The sequence below is a fragment of the Rhodococcus sp. OK302 genome (assembly GCF_002245895.1).
GTDB lineage: Bacteria > Actinomycetota > Actinomycetes > Mycobacteriales > Mycobacteriaceae > Rhodococcus_F.
Genome location: NZ_NPJZ01000001.1, coordinates 920,858 through 938,763 on the forward strand (window position 1 = coordinate 920,858; position 17,906 = coordinate 938,763).

The following is a 17,906-nucleotide window of genomic DNA, read 5'->3' on the forward strand; positions in this document are numbered from 1 at the left end:
AGTCCGAATCGTGGCATCAGCTTCACACCCAGGTACAGCTACCTTTTGGACTACGCTTTTTGCATGCTTTCCTCCGTCTCAGCGAAGATCCGCTCAGTGGCGGCACTGCTTCTCATCGTTTTGCTGGCACTGACCGTGTCTGCATGCTCGAGTAGCTCCGATTCGCCCACAGCTTCGACAGATCACTGCTCACCACCCGGAGTGGGCGCGGCTACAGCGGCGCCCACCAACCTCGATGCTGCCGCCGGAGCCGGTGCCGAAGACCGGTACACCACGGCCACAGTTACCCCGCTCGATCAAATCGACACCGCGAAACTGAACCTGATCAAACCGGGAGTCATCACCGTCGGCACTCTCGGCGACGCACCCCCGAGCATCTGCGTCAACTCCGAAAATCAGTACACCGGATACGACAACGAACTGCTCAAAGCCGTCGCCGACAAACTGGGATTGAAGGTCGAGTTCGTCGGCACCGAATTTGCCGGTCTGCTCTCCCAGGTGGCCGGCCGACGCTTCGACGTCGGATCCTCCTCCATCACGACGACCGACGAGCGTCGTAACACCGTCGGCTTCACCAACGGCTACGACTTCGGCTACTTCTCTCTTGTTGTTCCCAACGGAAGTCCCATCACCGGCTTCGGCGATCTGAATGCGTCGACGCGCATCGGGGTTGTGCAGGGCACGGTTCAGGACGACTACGTCGTCAACACCTTGAAGCTCGATCCAGTGAAGTTCCCCGACTACGCGACCGCCTACGCGAACCTCAAAACCGGCCAGATCGACGCCTGGATCGCGCCGTCGCAGCAAGCCGAAGGCACTATCGCACCCGGTGATCCCGCCTCGATCGTCGAGAACACATTTTCCGTCAACAACTTTGTCGGCTGGGCTGTGAACAAGGAAAATCAGCCACTTATCGACGCTCTCAACTCGGGCCTGGACGCCGTCATCGACGACGGGACCTGGGCTCAGCTGTACTCCGAGTGGGTGCCGCGTGAGCTCCCCGAAGGTTGGAAGCCAGGATCCAAAGCTGCAGTTGCACCGGAGCTGCCTGACTTCGCGGCGATCGCTGCGGCAAATCCGGCCGATGGGACCGAGACTGCGACCTACCAGCCAAAATCGACACTCGAGCAGCTCAAAGACACGTTCTTCAACTGGGAGCTGTACAAGAAGGCGTTCCCCGATCTACTCAAGACCGGTCTTCCCAACACCCTTGTCCTGGCCCTCGCGTCGGGCGTGATCGGCACTGCATTGGGCATGATGCTGGCCGTCGCCGGACTCTCACGAACTCGTTGGCTTCGTTGGCCGGCCCGCATCTACACCGATATTTTCCGCGGACTACCTGCCGTCGTCATCATCTTGATCATCGGCTTGGGCGTCGGCCCCATCGTCAAGGGCATCACCGGTAGCAATCCGTACTGGCTGGGAGTCGCGGCGCTGTCGCTACTCGCGTCGGCATATATCGGTGAGATTTTTCGATCCGGCATCCAGAGCGTCGAGCCGGGTCAGCTCGAGGCTTCTCGTGCGTTGGGCTTCAGTTACCGCAAATCCATGTCGCTGGTGGTCATTCCGCAGGGCGTACGACGCGTTCTGCCCGCGCTGATGAATCAGTTCATCGCACTGATCAAGGATTCGTCGCTGATCTACTTCCTCGGCTTGCTCGTCACTCAGCGTGAACTCTTTGCCGTCGGACGCGACCTCAATGCCCAAACCGGCAGCTTGTCCCCACTGGTTGCGGCCGGTCTTTTCTATCTCGCGCTGACGATTCCACTGACACACCTCGTCAACTACATCGACCATCGACTCCGAACGGGGCGCGCCGATACTTCCGGCACGTTGGACCCGCTCGAGCAGTCCATCGTCGTGGAAAGGGGCTGACGACATGACCAGCTCAGAACTGAAATCCGTATCCCTCACCGGCCAGGATCTGCACCTGTCCTTCGGCGCCAACAAGGTGCTTCGCGGCGTCAACCTGCACGTCGACGCCGGCAATACCGTCACCGTCATCGGTCCGTCGGGTTCGGGTAAATCGACGCTCCTCCGCGTACTGAACCGTCTGCACGAACCCGAGAAGGGCGACGTCCTGCTCGGCGGAAAGTCTGTGCTGCAAGACAATCCGGATCATCTGCGCCAGCGCATCGGCATGGTGTTCCAACACTTCAATCTGTTCCCCCACAAGACCGTGGCCGAGAACATCTCCTTGGGACCGCGCAAACTCAAGGGACTGTCCAAGGAAGCCGCTCGCTCGTTGGCACTCGAACAACTCGAGTTGGTAGGCCTGCGAGAGAAGGCCGATTCGCGTCCGGGCAATCTGTCCGGCGGCCAGCAGCAGCGGGTGGCAATCGCCCGGGCATTGGCCATGAAACCCGAGGTCATGTTCTTCGACGAGGCCACCTCTGCTCTGGATCCCGAACTGGTCAAGGGAGTCCTGGCCCTGATGGCGGATCTCGCGAAATCCGGCATGACCATGGTCGTCGTAACCCACGAAATGGGCTTCGCGCGTTCGGTTTCCGACAAGGTGCTGTTCATGGATCGCGGCGCGGTTGTCGAAACAGGAACGCCGGAGCAGCTTTTCGATGATCCGGCAACAGATCGCTTGCAGGCGTTCTTGTCGCAAGTCCTTTAGGGCCTTCGGCCCTGTGCGCCTTTCTGGTAGTGCGCGCTACCAAAAAGGCGCACAGGCGGAGGCCTAAATCCAACCCTGACGGCGGGCGATCACCGCAGCTTCATGCCGATTTGCCGCACCGAGTTTGGTGACGGCCGAGGACAAGTAGTTGCGCGTGGTCCCGGCCGACAGGTGCGCGCGGGAAGCAATCTGCTCGATTGAGGCCCCATCGGCCGCATACTCGAGCACGTCGGCTTCGCGCGGCGTGAGCGGCGAGTCACCCGCACCGATGGCCTCGGCGGCCAGCGACGGGTCGACGTACCGCCCCCCGGAATGAACGCTACGAACAACCTCGGCGAGAGTGGTTGCGGACGTTGTCTTGGGAAGAAATCCTCGAACCCCCGCTGCGAGTGCCTTTTTCAGATAACCCGGACGTCCGTGACTGGTCACGATGATCGACCTACATCCCGGCACGGATTTTGCAATCTCCTGAGCTGTTTCGATGCCGTCGATACCGGCCATCTGCAGGTCCAGAACAGCCACATCAGGCCGAAATTTTGTCGCGGCAACTACAGCCGCTTCACCCGATTCCGCCTCCACCACAACAACGATGTCGTCCTCGAGGGACAACATCATCGCGAGGGCAGAGCGGATGAGATTTTCGTCGTCGGCCAGCAGTACCTTGATCGGCTCGGTCACCGAGACTCCTTCGTCGGGTGTGAAAAGTATGCGGTGAGCGTGAAATCTTCGCCGCCACGCGTCACATCGAGCGTGCCACCTACCGCTTCGACGCGCTCACGCAGGCCGTTCAAACCTGTACCGTCGCTGTCCCGTTGTCGTCCGGCGCCGTCGTTGGTGATCGAGACCGATCCACCGGCCACTTCGATGACGGCACGCTGAGCGGACGAATGTCGCAGAATGTTGGTCACGCCTTCACGAACGACCCAGGCTGCGGATTCGGCCAATTCGATCGGCAATGCATCTGCGGATCCACGAATATCTGTCGCGATTCCCGCAGCCTCGAGCAATGACCGGGCTCCCGCCAATTCAGACGCCAACGCAATGGATCGGTAGCCGCGCACCAATTCCCGCGCCTCGACGAGGGATTCCTGTGCCAGATCACGAACTTCGTCCATCTGCTGAGCTGCGCGATCGTCGCCGCGGCGCGACAATGTAGCTGCCAGATCACTTTTCACCGCGATTGCCGACAACGCGCGACCCACTACATCGTGGAGATCGCGCGAAAAGCGTAGACGCTCTTCGGCTACCGACAACGCCGCTGCCGCGCCTCGTGCCTCGTCGAGCTCGGTGACCATGCGCAGAAGCCACACGGACATCTGCACGGTCACGGTCATGAATGCGACGGCGCTGCCTACGAAGACACCGATGTCTGCCCGCCCCGCAATCACGAATCCGACGGTTATCGCCGCTGCTGCCAGGATCAGCCATCGCAGTTCGACTAACGCCGCGAATGGTACGGCGACAACGGCCGCGAGCCAGAAATAGGGGCCGGAATCGTCGCCGCGAACCAACGCAATTCCTGTCGCGGCGAGCGCGGCCACAGTCATCACCGCCAATGGAATCCGAACCGATTCCACTACAACGCCGCCCAAGTCTGGAATTCGAGCAATCGCAATGATGGCAGCCACCGCGCTGATTCCGAGGAAGATCGCCACCAGGTACTGATCCGCCATCACTTCGGTGCAAACCCCGAAACCACCGAAGAACAGACCGATGGCAAAAAATGACTGGCGCGTGTAGAGACGAACCTTGTCGACATTCGACGCAGTTCGCCATGCCCGGGTCGGATTCCAGCGTCCGAAGTTTTCCACAATCATGGCTACTACCTTCTCAGAGTTTCTACGAGCGCGGTTCCCAGCGGAAATGCACGTTGGCGATCAACACGGACCCGACGATCCATGCAACCATGACGAGCAGCGGTTGACCCGCTGCACCGAAGGTGTCCGCAAAACTTGCCGCAGCGCCGGCTTCGGTCAGCTCGGATGACGTGCGTCCCACCCATCCCAAATTTACGAGGTCCAGTACTGCTGCCATCGGTGTGAAATCGAGAATACGAGCGATGTTGTCCGGCACCATGTTTCTGATACTCGACATCCCGGCCGAAGCCAGGATCAGGATCGGCATGCACGTGATCTGTGCAGCTTCGGCATTGCGGGTCACTGCCGATGTGATGAGCGCCAATGCGGTGAACACTGCCGCACCGCCGATGAATGCCACAAACACCAGGATGGGATTGACCGGGGTACGGCCACCCAGAACGACGACTGTGACGCCGACAAGCACCGTCAGCAACCCTGTCAAAACCCACGACGGGACAGCGGGGCCGGCCAGAATCTCGGCGTCGCTGCACTCGCCGGTCCGCAAACGCTTGAGCACCAATTCATCCCGCCGCGTCGAGTACACGGAAAGCAGGTTGTAGAAGACGACGAACACGAGTAGGAAGAGCGCAAAGATTTCCAGGCCCGACGCCACCGCCGCATCGGAGAGTCCGTCGTCACGCGAGAGGATCAGCATTCCGACGGGGAAGATGAGCGGCAAGACGATTGCATTGAAGAGCAGCAGTCGATTTCGGCCGAGAAGAGTGAACTCTGCGCGGGAAAGTGTTGCTATGCGGTTCATACCGACGCCCCTTCAAACTTCACGTGGTGATCGAATTGATCTGCAATGGAGAGAAATACGGTTTCCAGCGATGCTGCGCGAGCGTCCAACCCAGACAGTGTCACGTTGTTTCGCTGGGCCCAGACCAGGAGTTCGGTGAGTGTTTCCTGCACAGTGGCCGTCGTGATCACAACGCTGTCGCCTGCGGTATGCATATCGGCTCCCGGCAGTGTGGGAAGCGCAAGAGAAGGCCGGTTCACTTTGATCTGAGCCGGATGATCTGCGACCACCTCCGCAACCGTCCCACGCCGCACCACCGATCCCCGGTGCATGATCGCCAACTGATCACACAGAGACTCAGCCTCGTCGAGATAGTGCGTCGTCAACATGATCGTGACACCGGACGCCTTCAGATCGGCAATCAATTGCCAGGTGTTACGGCGACTTTCGGGGTCGAGTCCCGTCGTCGGCTCGTCCAGGAACAGCACCAGTGGTTGACCGATGATCGCGCAAGCCAAGTCGAGACGACGCGCTTCGCCGCCAGAGAGGAACTTCACGCGGGTGTCGCCGCGATCACGCATGCCCACTCGCTCGAGCACTTCGTCGACGGGTAGTGCATTCGAGCACGTTCCCGCCCACATCGACAGACTCTCCCGTGCGGTGAGATCCTGTGGTAGACCGCCTTTTTGAAGCATGATGCCCAGACTCGGCCGAAGATCCCTACGCTCGCGCACCGGATCCATACCCAGAACGCGTACTGTTCCCTCGGTTGCCCGCGAGAGCCCCTGAATCACTTCGAGGCTGGAAGTCTTTCCGGCACCGTTTGTTCCGAGGAGTCCGAACAGTTGACCTTCGTCGACTGAAAGGTCCAGATCACGGACTGCGTAAAACGCATCCTTCCCCGAACTGTAACGCCGGGACATACCGTCCACTGTGATTACCGGATCACCCTTCATCGCTGTGCCGCCGCTCGGTTCCATCCGCGCAGCCCGATCAGGAATCGAACCCCCATGGCAACGCCGACCACGGCTATCGCGATCCAGACCACCGGGGTCGGCCCGACAATCGCGAACAACACCGCCAAGACCGCAACGTTGAGCACGATCACCACGAGTTCGCGGCCCATCGTCGGTGCGGGGCCGAACTCCATCAGGTCGGTCAGGAAGGTTCCTTCGTGTGGTTCTCTCATGCTTCCAAGCTTTGTCGGAGCACTCGATCGAAAACAGTGCGTGGTGTCATCGGTTGAGGTGACACCCTCATGGGTGAGCGATGACAAATGTCATGGGTGATTTACACGGTTAGGGTCACCTCGTTGTTCTCCCGTTCATTTTTTCGTTCCTTTACCCTCGCTTAAGGCTTCTACGGTTCCCGAGTCTGTACATCGAAACTCGGGAGTTCACGTGGCTATCAAGCCTTTGGCTTTGTTCGTCAAACATGACGGCATGTCTTCACGCGCGTCGATCACGTGCCAGTACAAGTGCGGGAATGCCTGCTCGCACGAGGTACCCAACAACTCGCAGGGCGAGTACTTCCGCGATATCGCCCGCACAGCTCTGAGCCGACGCGGCATGCTCCGCGGAAGTGGCATGGCAGTTCTGGCAGTGGGCGCCGGTAGCGCACTCGTCGCCTGTTCCGACAGTGCAGAAGCAGCGCCGGGAACCGGCTCTGCGGGTAGTAGTGGTGGCAGCACGGGCAGCACGCCTGCCGGCACCAACTTCTCCGCCGTCGCCCCCAACAAAGCGGACGCAGTCACTGTCCCCACCGGCTACGAAGAGAGCGTCGTCATCCGCTGGGGCGACGCAGTACTCGCCGGAGCTCCCGCATTCGACTTCGAAAAGCAAACTGCCGCAGCGCAGGAACTACAGTTCGGATTCAACAACGACTTCGCTGGGCTGCTTCCCGTCGACGGAGCACCCAACACCTACCTGCTGGTGGTCAATCACGAGTACTCCACCGAGCCGGCAATGTTCCGTGGATACGACGCCCAGAATCCCACCGAAGAGCAGGTCAAGATCGGCTGGGCCAGCCACGGACTTTCCGTCGTGCAGGTCAAGGGTGAATCCGGCAGCGGCAAGCTGGTTCCCGAGATCGGATCCAATAACCGACGCATCACCGCGACCACAGAATTTGTTGTCACCGGGCCCGCCGCCGGCAGCGATTTCCTCAAGACCAGCGCAGATCCCACCGGCACCAAAGTCCTGGGTACCCTCAATAATTGCTCCGGCGGCGTAACCCCTTGGGGCACCGTTCTTTCCGGTGAAGAGAACTTCAACCAGTACTTCGCGAATGCCGAAGCCGTCACCGATCCTGTTGTCGCGGCCCGCTTGAAGCGCTACGGCCTCGCCGGTGGTGCTTCCGAGCGCAAGTGGGAACGGTTCGACAAGCGCTTCGATCTGGTGGCAGAACCCAACGAAGTGAATCGCTTCGGCTACGTCGTCGAGGTCGACCCGTGGGATCCGTCGTCAACCCCGATCAAGCACACCGCGCTCGGCCGCTTCAAGCACGAAGCCGCCACCATCTACATCACTTCCGACGGAACAGTTGTCGCCTACAGCGGCGACGACGAGCGCTTCGACTACATGTACAAGTTCGTCTCCAGCCGAAAGATGCAGGCCGGCAAGAGCCAGGCGGCCATGCGGCACAACATGACTCTGCTCGACGCCGGCACGCTGTACGTCGCCAAGCTCAGCGGAAATTCGACCGCCGAGATCGACGGAACCGGCAAGCTCCCCGCCGACGGTAAGTTCGACGGCAGCGGCGAATGGGTTGCCATCCTGCGCACCGGCGAAGACGGCAAGGGCGAATCGTTGGTCGACGGCATGAGCGCCGAAGAAGTCGCCGTATTCACACGTCAGGCCGGCGACAAGGTCGGGGCCACCAAGATGGACCGTCCCGAAGATTTCGAAGCAAACCCGAAGAGCGGCAAAGTGTATGTGGCACTGACCAACAACACCAAGCGTGGCGTCGACAGCGGTGCGGCCGCCGATGAGCCGAACCCCCGCAACAACAACAAGAACGGTCAAGTTCTCGAGATCACGGACAATCACGCCGGAACCACCTTCAACTGGAATCTCCTACTGGTGTGCGGAGATCCGGCTACCGCCGACACCTACTTCGGCGGCTTCGACAAGACCAAGGTCAGCCCCATCTCCTGCCCCGACAACCTTGCCTTCGATCCCCACGGCAACCTGTGGATCTCCACCGACGGCAATGCACTGAAATCCAACGACGGACTGTTCAGCGTCGTCCTCGAAGGCGAAAACCGCGGTGAGACAAAGCAGTTCCTCACCGTCCCCATCGGAGCCGAGACCTGCGGCCCCATCGTCGACGAGAAGCGCGTCATCGTGTGCGTCCAGCATCCCGGTGAGACCGATGGTGCAAGCGTCGAGAGCCCGGCATCGCATTGGCCCGACGGTGGGTCGTCGCAGCCTCGCCCGTCGGTGATTGCGGCGTGGAAGAAGGACGGCTCGCGGATCGGCTCCTAGCACTGTCGCGGAAACGACTGTGGGGCAGATCGCCGACGAACTGCGATCTGCCCCACGTCATTTACTTCAAATCCTCACAGCACTAGCTGCTTCCAACTCCCATGCTGTTGGAATAACGACCGAAATCGCCCTGAGTCCCGCTGTAGACATTGATGTCCGTGTTCCCCTCGATACCCGGGATACGTCCGGTGCTCGTGTACTGCCAAAACGTCCAGTTCGACCAACCACCCGGCAACGGTCCCGGAGCATTCTGCCCGTTGTAATCGGCAATCCACAGCGGGTAGTTGTTGAACTCCGTGGTGTTGGCCATCTGCGTACGCCAAAAATTCGGATACGTGTAAATGATCGGCTGACGCCCGGTTAATGCCTGAACCGTATTCAGGTAACGGTGCGTCCAGTCGATCACCTGGGAAGCCGGCAGACCTTTTCCGTCCTCGAGATCCAGCACCGGAGGCAGATCACCGGGGCCGTTGATACCCAGGACCATCGCTGAATAGAACGCCGCCTGGGCCTCCGGAGACTGAGTTACATCGGCGTAGTGATAGGCCCCGCGTGCAACGCCGGCCGTCCTCATACGCAGGCAATCTTGAATGAAATACGGATTCACGTAGTTCAACGACTCTGTGGCTTTGACCATCGCGAACTCATGCCCCGATGCCCGGACCTGGAACCAGTCGATCCCCACACCGTTCACGTGCTGCCAGGACGACACATCGGGCCCTCGTGGAGCATCCGCGGCAGCGAGCCCCGGGGCGGTCAATGCGATGGCCGCAGCCATCATGATCGGTGTGAACTTGCTCAGTTTCCTGATGATCCGTCGCTTGGCCATTCATCGAGAGTAAGAGCATTGAGTCTGTTTTGTCGGCTATTCGGTGAAGGTTCATACGCGAGTAACGGAATCGCTGCTTCGGAAATGACTGCGGGGCAGATCGCCTACGAACTGCGACCTGCCCCACGTCATCTACATCAGACCCTCATAAGGATCAGTCCTCGCCCTCCTCACGACGCTTGCGCATCAGGAGAACAATTCCGGTACCCAGTCCCAACATCAGAACCAGTCCACCAGCGACCAGCAGGGTGCTATCAACTCCACTCTCACCAGCCCCGCCACCGGAGTTGATCGAACCGCCCTTGGGTGGTGCGGTCGTCGCCTTCGGCTGACCCGGCTGACCCGGATTACCCGGGTTGCTCGGGTTGCTCGGGTTGCCCGGCTGACCTGGTTGGCCCGGCTGGCCTGGCTGGCCTGGCTGGCCTGGCTGGCCTGGCTGACCCGGCTGACCCGGAACCGGCGGGATCACGATCGGAGGAATGACAATCGGCGGGACAATGATGATCGGGGGAATAACGATCGTCGTCACCGGCGACGTCGGCGGCGTCGTTGTCTCCGTCACACACGGATCCACAACTTTCTCCGAGGCCGCAGCTTCCAAAGCCTCAGACTCTTCCGCGGCTGCCCTCGCAGCCTCAGATTCTGCAGCCTCAGACTCTGCTGCCGCCTGTGCCGCTGCCGCTTCCTCGTCGGAAGTCGACGTCACCGAAGTCTCCGATGTCGACGTGTCCGATGTCGACGTGTCCGATGTCGACGTGTCCGATGTCGACGTGTCCGATGTCGACGTGTCCGATGTCGACGTGTCCGATGTCGATGTTGACACCTCGGAGTCCGACTCTCCCTCGACCAGACCATTCTCCTTCTCAACCGATGGCGTACTCGACGTCGTTGTCGTTGTAGACGTTGTCGTCGTTGTGGCCTTGGCAGACGTCGTCGTTGTAGTCTTCGGCGTTGTTGAAGGCCTTGTCGTAGTCACAGCCCCAGCGCCCCGGGTGACCGTCGGAGTTACACACGGATCCGTCGTCGGAACTACCGGATGCTCAGTACAAAGGGCAGTACCCGGAGCACACTCGGTCGGCGGAGTCTCGCCACCAACCACCAGGTAGTTCCTCAGTTTCCCGTTCCCAGCATCACCAATTGCCTTGACCTTGACCTTGACGGTGTATGTCACCGTCGCCGTCGCACCATCTGCCAATGTTCCTGTGACAGTGAACTTCTTGTTGTCGATCGCGGATACCACCAGCGTGGAATCCTCGGTCTTCGGCTGGATCAACATCGTCGCATCATCAAGGACGTCAGTCAGATCATCGAAGAAGTCGATCTGACCATCTGCATTGCCCACATTCTTGAAGGTGAGCGTGTACTTGATCTCGTCGCCGGCCTTGACACTTGCCGTAGTGGCCGGTACGGACGACTTCGAAACCTCGATTGCGGGTGAACCGACCACAGGATGGGTGGTGCACAACGTCGACGCCGCATCACACGGAGTGTCGATCGGCGGCTCCACCGGAGGCACCGTCGGCGTTCCCGCCACCACGAAGTTGTCGAGCTGACCGTCACCGGCCGGCACCACATCCTTCGCATTCACCGTCACCACATACGTCACCGTCACCGGAACATTCCCGGTCACCGTGCCGTGCACCCGGAACTTACCGCCCGCAATCGGATCCGCAATCAACGACCCGTTCGAGGACACCGGCGCCGTCTTGATCTGCGCATCGTCGAGAACACGAGAGAGGAAGTCCGTGTAATCGACCGCAGCCGTACCTGTTCCGGTGTTCGTGAACGTCAACGTATAGGTGACGTCCTGACCGGGCAGAACCTGCGAGCCGGAGGCCGGATCGGCGGTCTTGACGACCGTCAGATTCGGATCCCCCACCGGATGCGTGGTGCACAACGTGCTGGCCGCATCACACGGAGTGTCGATCGGCGGCTCGGTCGGAGGCACCGTCGGCGTGGTCGGATCCTGCTTGACCACGAAGTTGAGCAACTGACCGTCACCCTTCGGGGTGAAGTCCTTCGCATTGACCGTCACCACATACGTCACCGAAACCGGTGTCCCCGCAACCACATTGCCGTGCACCCGGAACTTGCCGCCCGCAATCGGATCCGCAATCAACGACCCGTTCGAAGACACCGGCTGCGTCTTCACCGTTGCATCGTCGAGAACCCGAGCAAGGAAGTCCGTGTAATCAACCGCGGCACTGCCGGTTCCGGTGTTCGTGAACGTCAACGTGTACGTGACGTCCTGACCGGGCAGAACCTGCGAGCCGGAGGCCGGATCCGCAGTCTTGACGACCGTCAGATTCGGATCCCCCACCGGATGCGTCGTGCACAACGTCGACGCCGCATCACACGGAGTGTCGATCGGCGGCTCCACCGGAGGCACCGTCGGCGTACCCGCCACCACGAAGTTGTCGAGCACATGGTCGCCGGCCGGAACAACCGAAGCAGCATTGACCGTCACCGTGTAGGTCACCGAAACCGGTGTCCCCGCAACCACATTGCCGGTCACCCGGAACGAACCGGCCGAGATCGGCGAGGCCGTGAGGCCGGTACCGATCACCGAAGGCTGATCCTTCACCGTTGCGTCGTCGAGAACCCGGGCAAGGAAGTCCGTGTAATCGACCGCAGCCGTACCTGTTCCGGTGTTCGTGAACGTCAACGTATAGGTGACGTCCTGACCGGGCAGAACCTGCGAGCCGGAGGCCGGATCGGCGGTCTTGACGACCGTCAGATTCGGATCCCCCACCGGATGCGTGGTGCACAACGTGCTGGCCGCATCACACGGAGTGTCGATCGGCGGCTCCACCGGAGGCACCGTCGGCGTGGTCGGATCCTGCTTGACCACGAAGTTGTCGAGGTGACCGTCACCGGCCGGAACAACCGAAGCAGCATTGACCGTCACCACATACGTGACCGTGACCGCGGTGGCACCCACCGTGCCGTGCACCCGGAACTTGCCGCCCGCAATCGGATCCGCAATCAACGACCCGTTCGAGGACACCGGCTGCGTCTTCACCGTTGCATCGTCGAGAACCCGGGACAGGAAGTCCGTGTAATCGACCGCGGCACTGCCGGTTCCGGTGTTCGTGAACGTCAACGTGTACGTGACGTCCTGACCGGGCAGAACCTGCGAGCCGGAGGCCGGATCCGCGGTCTTGACGACCGTCAGATTCGGATCCCCCACCGGATGCGTCGTGCACAACGTCGACGCCGCATCACACGGAGTGTCGATCGGCGGCTCGGTCGGAGGCACCGTCGGCGTGGTCGGATCCTGCTTGACCACGAAGTTGAGCAACTGACCGTCACCCTTCGGGGTGAAGTCCTTCGCATTGACCGTCACCACATACGTCACCGAAACCGGTGTCCCCGCAACCACATTGCCGTGCACCCGGAACTTGCCGCCCGCAATCGGATCCGCAATCAACGACCCGTTCGAGGACACCGGACCGGTCTTGACGACCGCATCATCGAGAACCCGAGCAAGGAAGTCCGTGTAATCAACCGCGGCACTGCCGGTTCCGGTGTTCGTGAACGTCAACGTGTACGTGACGTCCTGACCGGGCAGAACCTGCGAGCCGGAGGCCGGATCCGCAGTCTTGACGACCGTCAGATTCGGATCCCCCACCGGATGCGTGGTGCACAACGTCGACGCCGGATCACACGGAGTGTCGATCGGCGGCTCGGTCGGAGGCACCGTCGGCGTGGTCGGATCCTGCTTGACCACGAAGTTGAGCAACTGACCGTCACCCTTCGGGGTGAAGTCCTTCGCATTGACCGTCACCACATACGTCACCGAAACCGGTGTCCCCGCAACCACATTGCCGTGCACCCGGAACTTGCCGCCCGCAATCGGATCCGCAATCAACGACCCGTTCGAGGACACCGGACCGGTCTTGACGACCGCATCATCGAGAACACGAGACAGGAAGTCCGTGTAATCAACCGCGGCACTGCCGGTTCCGGTGTTCGTGAACGTCAACGTGTACGTGACGTCGTGACCGGGCAGAACCTGCGAGCCGGAGGCCGGATCCGCGGTCTTGACGACCGTCAGATTCGGATCCCCCACCGGATGCGTCGTGCACAACGTCGACGCCGCATCACACGGAGTGTCGATCGGCGGCTCGGTCGGAGGCACCGTCGGCGTGGTCGGATCCTGCTTGACCACGAAGTTGTCGAGGTGACCGTCACCGGCCGGAACAACAGAAGCAGCATTGACCGTCACCGTGTACGTCACCGTCACCGGAACATTCCCGGTCACCGTGCCGTGCACCCGGAACTTGCCGCCCGCAATCGGATCCGCAATCAACGACCCGTTCGAGGACACCGGACCGGTCTTGACGACCGCATCATCGAGAACACGAGACAGGAAGTCCGTGTAATCAACCGCGGCACTGCCGGTTCCGGTGTTCGTGAACGTCAACGTGTACGTGACGTCCTGACCGGGCAGAACCTGACCACCGGAGGCCGGATCGGCGGTCTTGACGACCGTCAGATTCGGATCCCCCACCGGATGCGTCGTGCACAACGTGCTGGCCGCATCACACGGAGTGTCGATCGGCGGCTCCACCGGAGGCACCGTCGGCGTGGTCGGATCCTGCTTGACCACGAAGTTGTCGAGCTGACCGTCACCGGCCGGCACCACATCCTTCGCATTCACGGTGACCACATACGTCACCGTCACCGGAACATTCCCGGTCACCGTGCCGTGCACCCGGAACTTACCGCCCGCAATCGGATCCGCAATCAACGACCCGTTCGAGGACACCGGCGCCGTCTTGATCTGTGCATCGTCGAGAACACGAGAGAGGAAGTCCGTGTAATCGACCGCAGCCGTACCTGTTCCGGTGTTCGTGAACGTCAACGTATAGGTGACGTCCTGACCGGGCAGAACCTGCGAGCCGGAGACCGGATTCGCGGTCTTGACGACCGTCAAATTCGGCGACACTACCGGATGTGTCGTGCACACGAGAGGCACAGCACCGACCCCTGGCTCAAGCGGCCTGATGCAGCTCTGCGGCGTCAGCTCCGTTACTGGAGGTATCGAGCCCGGAATGACATTGTTGACCACATAGTTGTCGGCACCCGCCGCCGCCCGATCGACATCGGACTTCACCGTCGCCGTGTATGTGACGGTGCGTGTCTCATTGGCGCCCAACGAACCAGTCACCGTGAAACCGTTCACCACTGGCGGCGTCCCCACCGCATACGGTGTAGCCACCAGATTGGGCTGTGGCGCCAGATTGTTATTGAAGGTCGCATCGTCGATCAGACCACGCAGGTCGTCAAAGAAGGACACTTGACCGACACCGGAACCGGTGTTCGTGAACGTCAATGTGTATGTGATCGTGTCGCCGGCCTTGACCTGCGTAAGCTTATTCGGATTTGACGTCTTGGTGACAGCAATAATCGACGTAAAGTGCTGGGTCGATACCTCAGGAGTCACGATCGGCGGACCTGTCGGAGGCGTCGCCACACCGAACGCCCTGTTGTTGATCACCGTGCCATCGGCAATATAGTCACTGACGGTAATCTCGTACGTGAGCACGACACTCTTACCGGCCGGCAACGGATTCGTCGCCGTCCACGTCAATCTTTTGTTCACTAATGTCTGTGTACCCGGAACAACAGCATTGTCGACCTTCGCCGTCACCGGACCGGCCAGAGCCCCACCGGCAGCGTTAGCCAGCACATTCGTCAGATCATCGGTGATCGTCACCGACGTCAAATCCGTCAAACCGGTATTGGTACCAGTCACCGTGTACTCGATCGTGTCCCCGGACTGAACCGACGAACCCGAGAGTGGCACAGCGCTCTTCGCAACGGTGAAACCGCGAATCGTATGGTTCGTCGACACCTCGGGAGTCGTGATCGGCGGACCGGTCGGAGGCGTCGCCTTACCCTTAGCCTTGTTGTTGATGACTGTCCCCACGGCAATGCCTGTCTTGACCTTAATCGAATACGTGAGCACCACACTCTTACCCGCTGGCAACAGATTCATCGCCGTCCACGTCAGAATGTTGCCCGCAAACGACTGCGTCCCCGGAACGACAACATTGTCGACCTTCGCCACCACCGGACCGGCCAGAACCCCACCGGCAGCGTTAGCCAGCACATTCGTCAGATCATCGGTGATCGTCACCGACGTTAAATCCGTCAAACCGGTATTGGTACCAGTCACCGTGTACTCGATCGTGTCCCCGGACTGAACCGACGAACCCGAAGGCGGTACAGCAGTTTTCGCGATAAGGAAAGCAGGAACCGGCGTGTTTTTGACGCTGCAGTTGACGTTATCGCCGATCGCGATCGGAACCTGAACAACTGTCCCTGTCGACGTCGTCGCAGTTCCACCGTTGACGATGCAGGACCACGTCGACAGATAGTCCGCTTGATTCGTTGCTGTGTCGGTGGGCTTCTCCCAGAACGTAATCGTATTGGACAAATTCACGTCGGAAAGCAGATACCGCCAACCGGTAGATGCAGTGGTGTCTGATGTACCAGTCTTGACACTCGAGATGATGCTTCCTGCAGCACTTGCCGCATCGGCGTACCGGCCGTCGCTCACGCCAACAGTGAAGTCATCATTGGGATTGACGCGGGTGAGGTCCTTATCAACCTTGACCTTGGAGAACACAATGCCGAAAGCCAAGCCCTGACTAGAAGTCTTGGCTTTGGTGTTGCCGAATGTTGCCTCGAAGGTGGTGGGAGCTGTCGCACCGACAACAAGGGCACCTGGCCATTTCGTGACCGCCCCTGGCTTGTAGGAATCGCATCGGACGTAGGTAGCGGGCATCGGTGTCAGTCCGCCGTCACACGCCTGAACCGACAAACCGCCCTGATTGGTCAGCCCCATTGTGCGATCGATCTGACGAAGAGGCTCATTCGATTGGAAGCTGAGGAACTCGAGGTCAGTCGCGTTATACGGATCCGTCGACTCGGCATCGGCTGCTACCAACCCGTAGTTGTTAACGGGGCCATTTGGACCGGTCATCACGATGTCCGTCATCGAGATGGTTCCACCCGACTGTGTCGCGTCGTCCGCCAAGTCGAGTTCGGCAGGTGTTTGGTAAAGCGCCGGCATGATCGGGGCGGGGATCCCCCGGTAAGCAACTTGGCCCAGAGCTGAGCCGTACCATGTGGGAAGCGCCGATGCGACGACGCCTTGGTGCGGCAATCCACCGGCTGTGTTGTCGATCGAATTGAGCAGCTTCGCGTTGAAGCTGATCTTGTATGTCGGCGTCAGTTGGATCGTCATCTGTTGACCATCGACAGACGTTGCCTGCCCCTGATCGAACGACGACATGTCGATCCAGCAGATGTTCTGCGCAAAATTGCCGTTGTCCGGCTCGGACGACGCGAACCCACAGCCCGTCGGAGGCTGCTCGTCCGGAAGGACCTCAGCGCGAGCCGGCGCCTTGGCCTGAACCGGACCTCCCTGAGCGAGGAGTGGCTGCGCTGACGCAACCACTGCCGTCGCGCCGGAGATGCCCAAGATCATCGCGATGATGGTCCACACCACCGTCCACGCCCGCGTCCAGGGCGGCAGCCCTGCAGTGAATATGGCCGACCTTGTTTGCGATGAGTCGTTAGGCATTGTGCGCTCCCAAGGGTGTGCCCGATCGAAGTTCAGGGAACTGCGATTCGAGACGAGGCAAAGCGTGAACCCGGGCTTCGGGAGTCAAACCGGGCCTGAACACCGGTGTGAAGCCGATCGGCCTTGAAGTTGCCGGTCCAAACATGCAGGGCTCCTGTTCAGGTAACACGACATACGCGTTGGAAGAGCCGTCCCATGAAGGACTTCCGCTCTCGGCACCCCGCCAACTGAGAGCAATCTTCCCGTTAATTCGATTAAGATAACAGATAACAGACAACTCGCCCAGTTAAATGGGCCAAAACAGACTGATTCCAGTTTTCTTGTGCGTATTGGACACATTGGGTCGGGGAGCGTCGTCCGAACGGACAGACCGCAACCGTCCCAGCCATCCGGTTCCATTCGAATGAGCTGGAACCCCTCCGGCACGCCGTCGAGCGCGTTCAACACGCGCATCGTCCACGACAGTTGAATCAATCAAAATTTCGATAGTGCCTGCTCAACAAACCACGAAGCATACGCATTGGCACCAGAAACGCGACCTTGATCTTCAAGCCCACTTCTACAGTTTCGCAAGAACAGAGCAAATCAGTCATTGGCACGCACTGTTTCGACCCTCGCGACGGAAGCGCCGGAGGCGGAAAATCATGCAAATCAGTCCTCGAACCGATCAAAGGAGGTTGCAAACGGTCCGGACGAACGGTCCGGTATGTCTGATTGATCGCATATCAAACCGACACAAGCACAAAGACAGTTACCGCCATGTAATTCGCCGAA

At 60.2% G+C, this 17,906-nt stretch carries 10 protein-coding genes; 3 read left to right on the forward strand and 7 right to left on the reverse strand.

Annotated elements, in window-relative coordinates:
- Positions 1 to 63: 63 nt before the first annotated feature.
- The gene (locus BDB13_RS04220; RefSeq protein ID WP_094270541.1) at positions 64 to 1,875 is read left to right on the forward strand and encodes an ABC transporter substrate-binding protein/permease; all 1,812 of its coding nucleotides are present in this window, start codon (positions 64 to 66) and stop codon (positions 1,873 to 1,875) included.
- Between the two features lie 4 nt (positions 1,876 to 1,879).
- Positions 1,880 to 2,623 (forward strand): amino acid ABC transporter ATP-binding protein, encoded by a 744-nt coding sequence (locus BDB13_RS04225; RefSeq protein WP_094270542.1) that lies wholly within the window; start codon positions 1,880 to 1,882, stop codon positions 2,621 to 2,623.
- Positions 2,624 to 2,686: 63 nt separating this feature from the next.
- Here BDB13_RS04225 and BDB13_RS04230 read toward each other — a convergent pair whose 3' ends face one another.
- Genes BDB13_RS04230 through BDB13_RS04250 form a run of 5 tightly spaced genes read right to left on the reverse strand, consistent with a single transcriptional unit; the run spans position 2,687 to position 6,410 of the window.
- Positions 2,687 to 3,301 carry a response regulator transcription factor gene (locus tag BDB13_RS04230; RefSeq protein ID WP_094270543.1) on the reverse strand — a complete coding sequence of 205 codons (615 nt, stop codon included), beginning with the start codon at positions 3,299 to 3,301 and terminating at the stop codon, positions 2,687 to 2,689.
- Positions 3,298 to 4,440 (reverse strand): sensor histidine kinase, encoded by a 1,143-nt coding sequence (locus BDB13_RS04235; protein ID WP_094270544.1) that lies wholly within the window; start codon positions 4,438 to 4,440, stop codon positions 3,298 to 3,300. Before BDB13_RS04235 ends, BDB13_RS04230 begins: the two co-directional genes overlap by 4 nt.
- Positions 4,441 to 4,462: 22 nt before the next feature.
- Positions 4,463 to 5,242, reverse strand: coding sequence for an ABC transporter permease (locus tag BDB13_RS04240; RefSeq protein ID WP_094270545.1), 780 nt, complete (start codon positions 5,240 to 5,242; stop codon positions 4,463 to 4,465).
- Positions 5,239 to 6,177, reverse strand: coding sequence for an ABC transporter ATP-binding protein (locus BDB13_RS04245; protein WP_094274665.1), 939 nt, complete (start codon positions 6,175 to 6,177; stop codon positions 5,239 to 5,241). The genes BDB13_RS04240 and BDB13_RS04245 overlap by 4 nt, the downstream gene beginning before the upstream one ends.
- On the reverse strand, positions 6,174 to 6,410 hold the full coding sequence (locus BDB13_RS04250; RefSeq protein WP_254922705.1) for a hypothetical protein: 237 nt from the start codon (positions 6,408 to 6,410) through the stop codon (positions 6,174 to 6,176). Before BDB13_RS04250 ends, BDB13_RS04245 begins: the two co-directional genes overlap by 4 nt.
- A gap of 211 nt (positions 6,411 to 6,621) precedes the next feature.
- On the opposite strand from BDB13_RS04250, the gene BDB13_RS04255 reads away from it, so the two are divergent.
- Positions 6,622 to 8,706, forward strand: coding sequence for a PhoX family protein (locus BDB13_RS04255; RefSeq protein WP_094270546.1), 2,085 nt, complete (start codon positions 6,622 to 6,624; stop codon positions 8,704 to 8,706).
- An 82-nt stretch (positions 8,707 to 8,788) separates the two neighbouring features.
- Here the strand turns inward: BDB13_RS04255 and BDB13_RS04260 are convergent, their stop codons facing one another.
- On the reverse strand, positions 8,789 to 9,535 hold the full coding sequence (locus BDB13_RS04260; RefSeq protein ID WP_094270547.1) for a glycoside hydrolase family 25 protein: 747 nt from the start codon (positions 9,533 to 9,535) through the stop codon (positions 8,789 to 8,791).
- A 154-nt stretch (positions 9,536 to 9,689) separates the two neighbouring features.
- A complete protein-coding gene (locus BDB13_RS04265; RefSeq protein ID WP_094270548.1) occupies positions 9,690 to 17,132 on the reverse strand; it encodes an isopeptide-forming domain-containing fimbrial protein in 7,443 nt (2,480 codons plus the stop codon).
- Between the last annotated feature and the right edge of the window lie 774 nt (positions 17,133 to 17,906).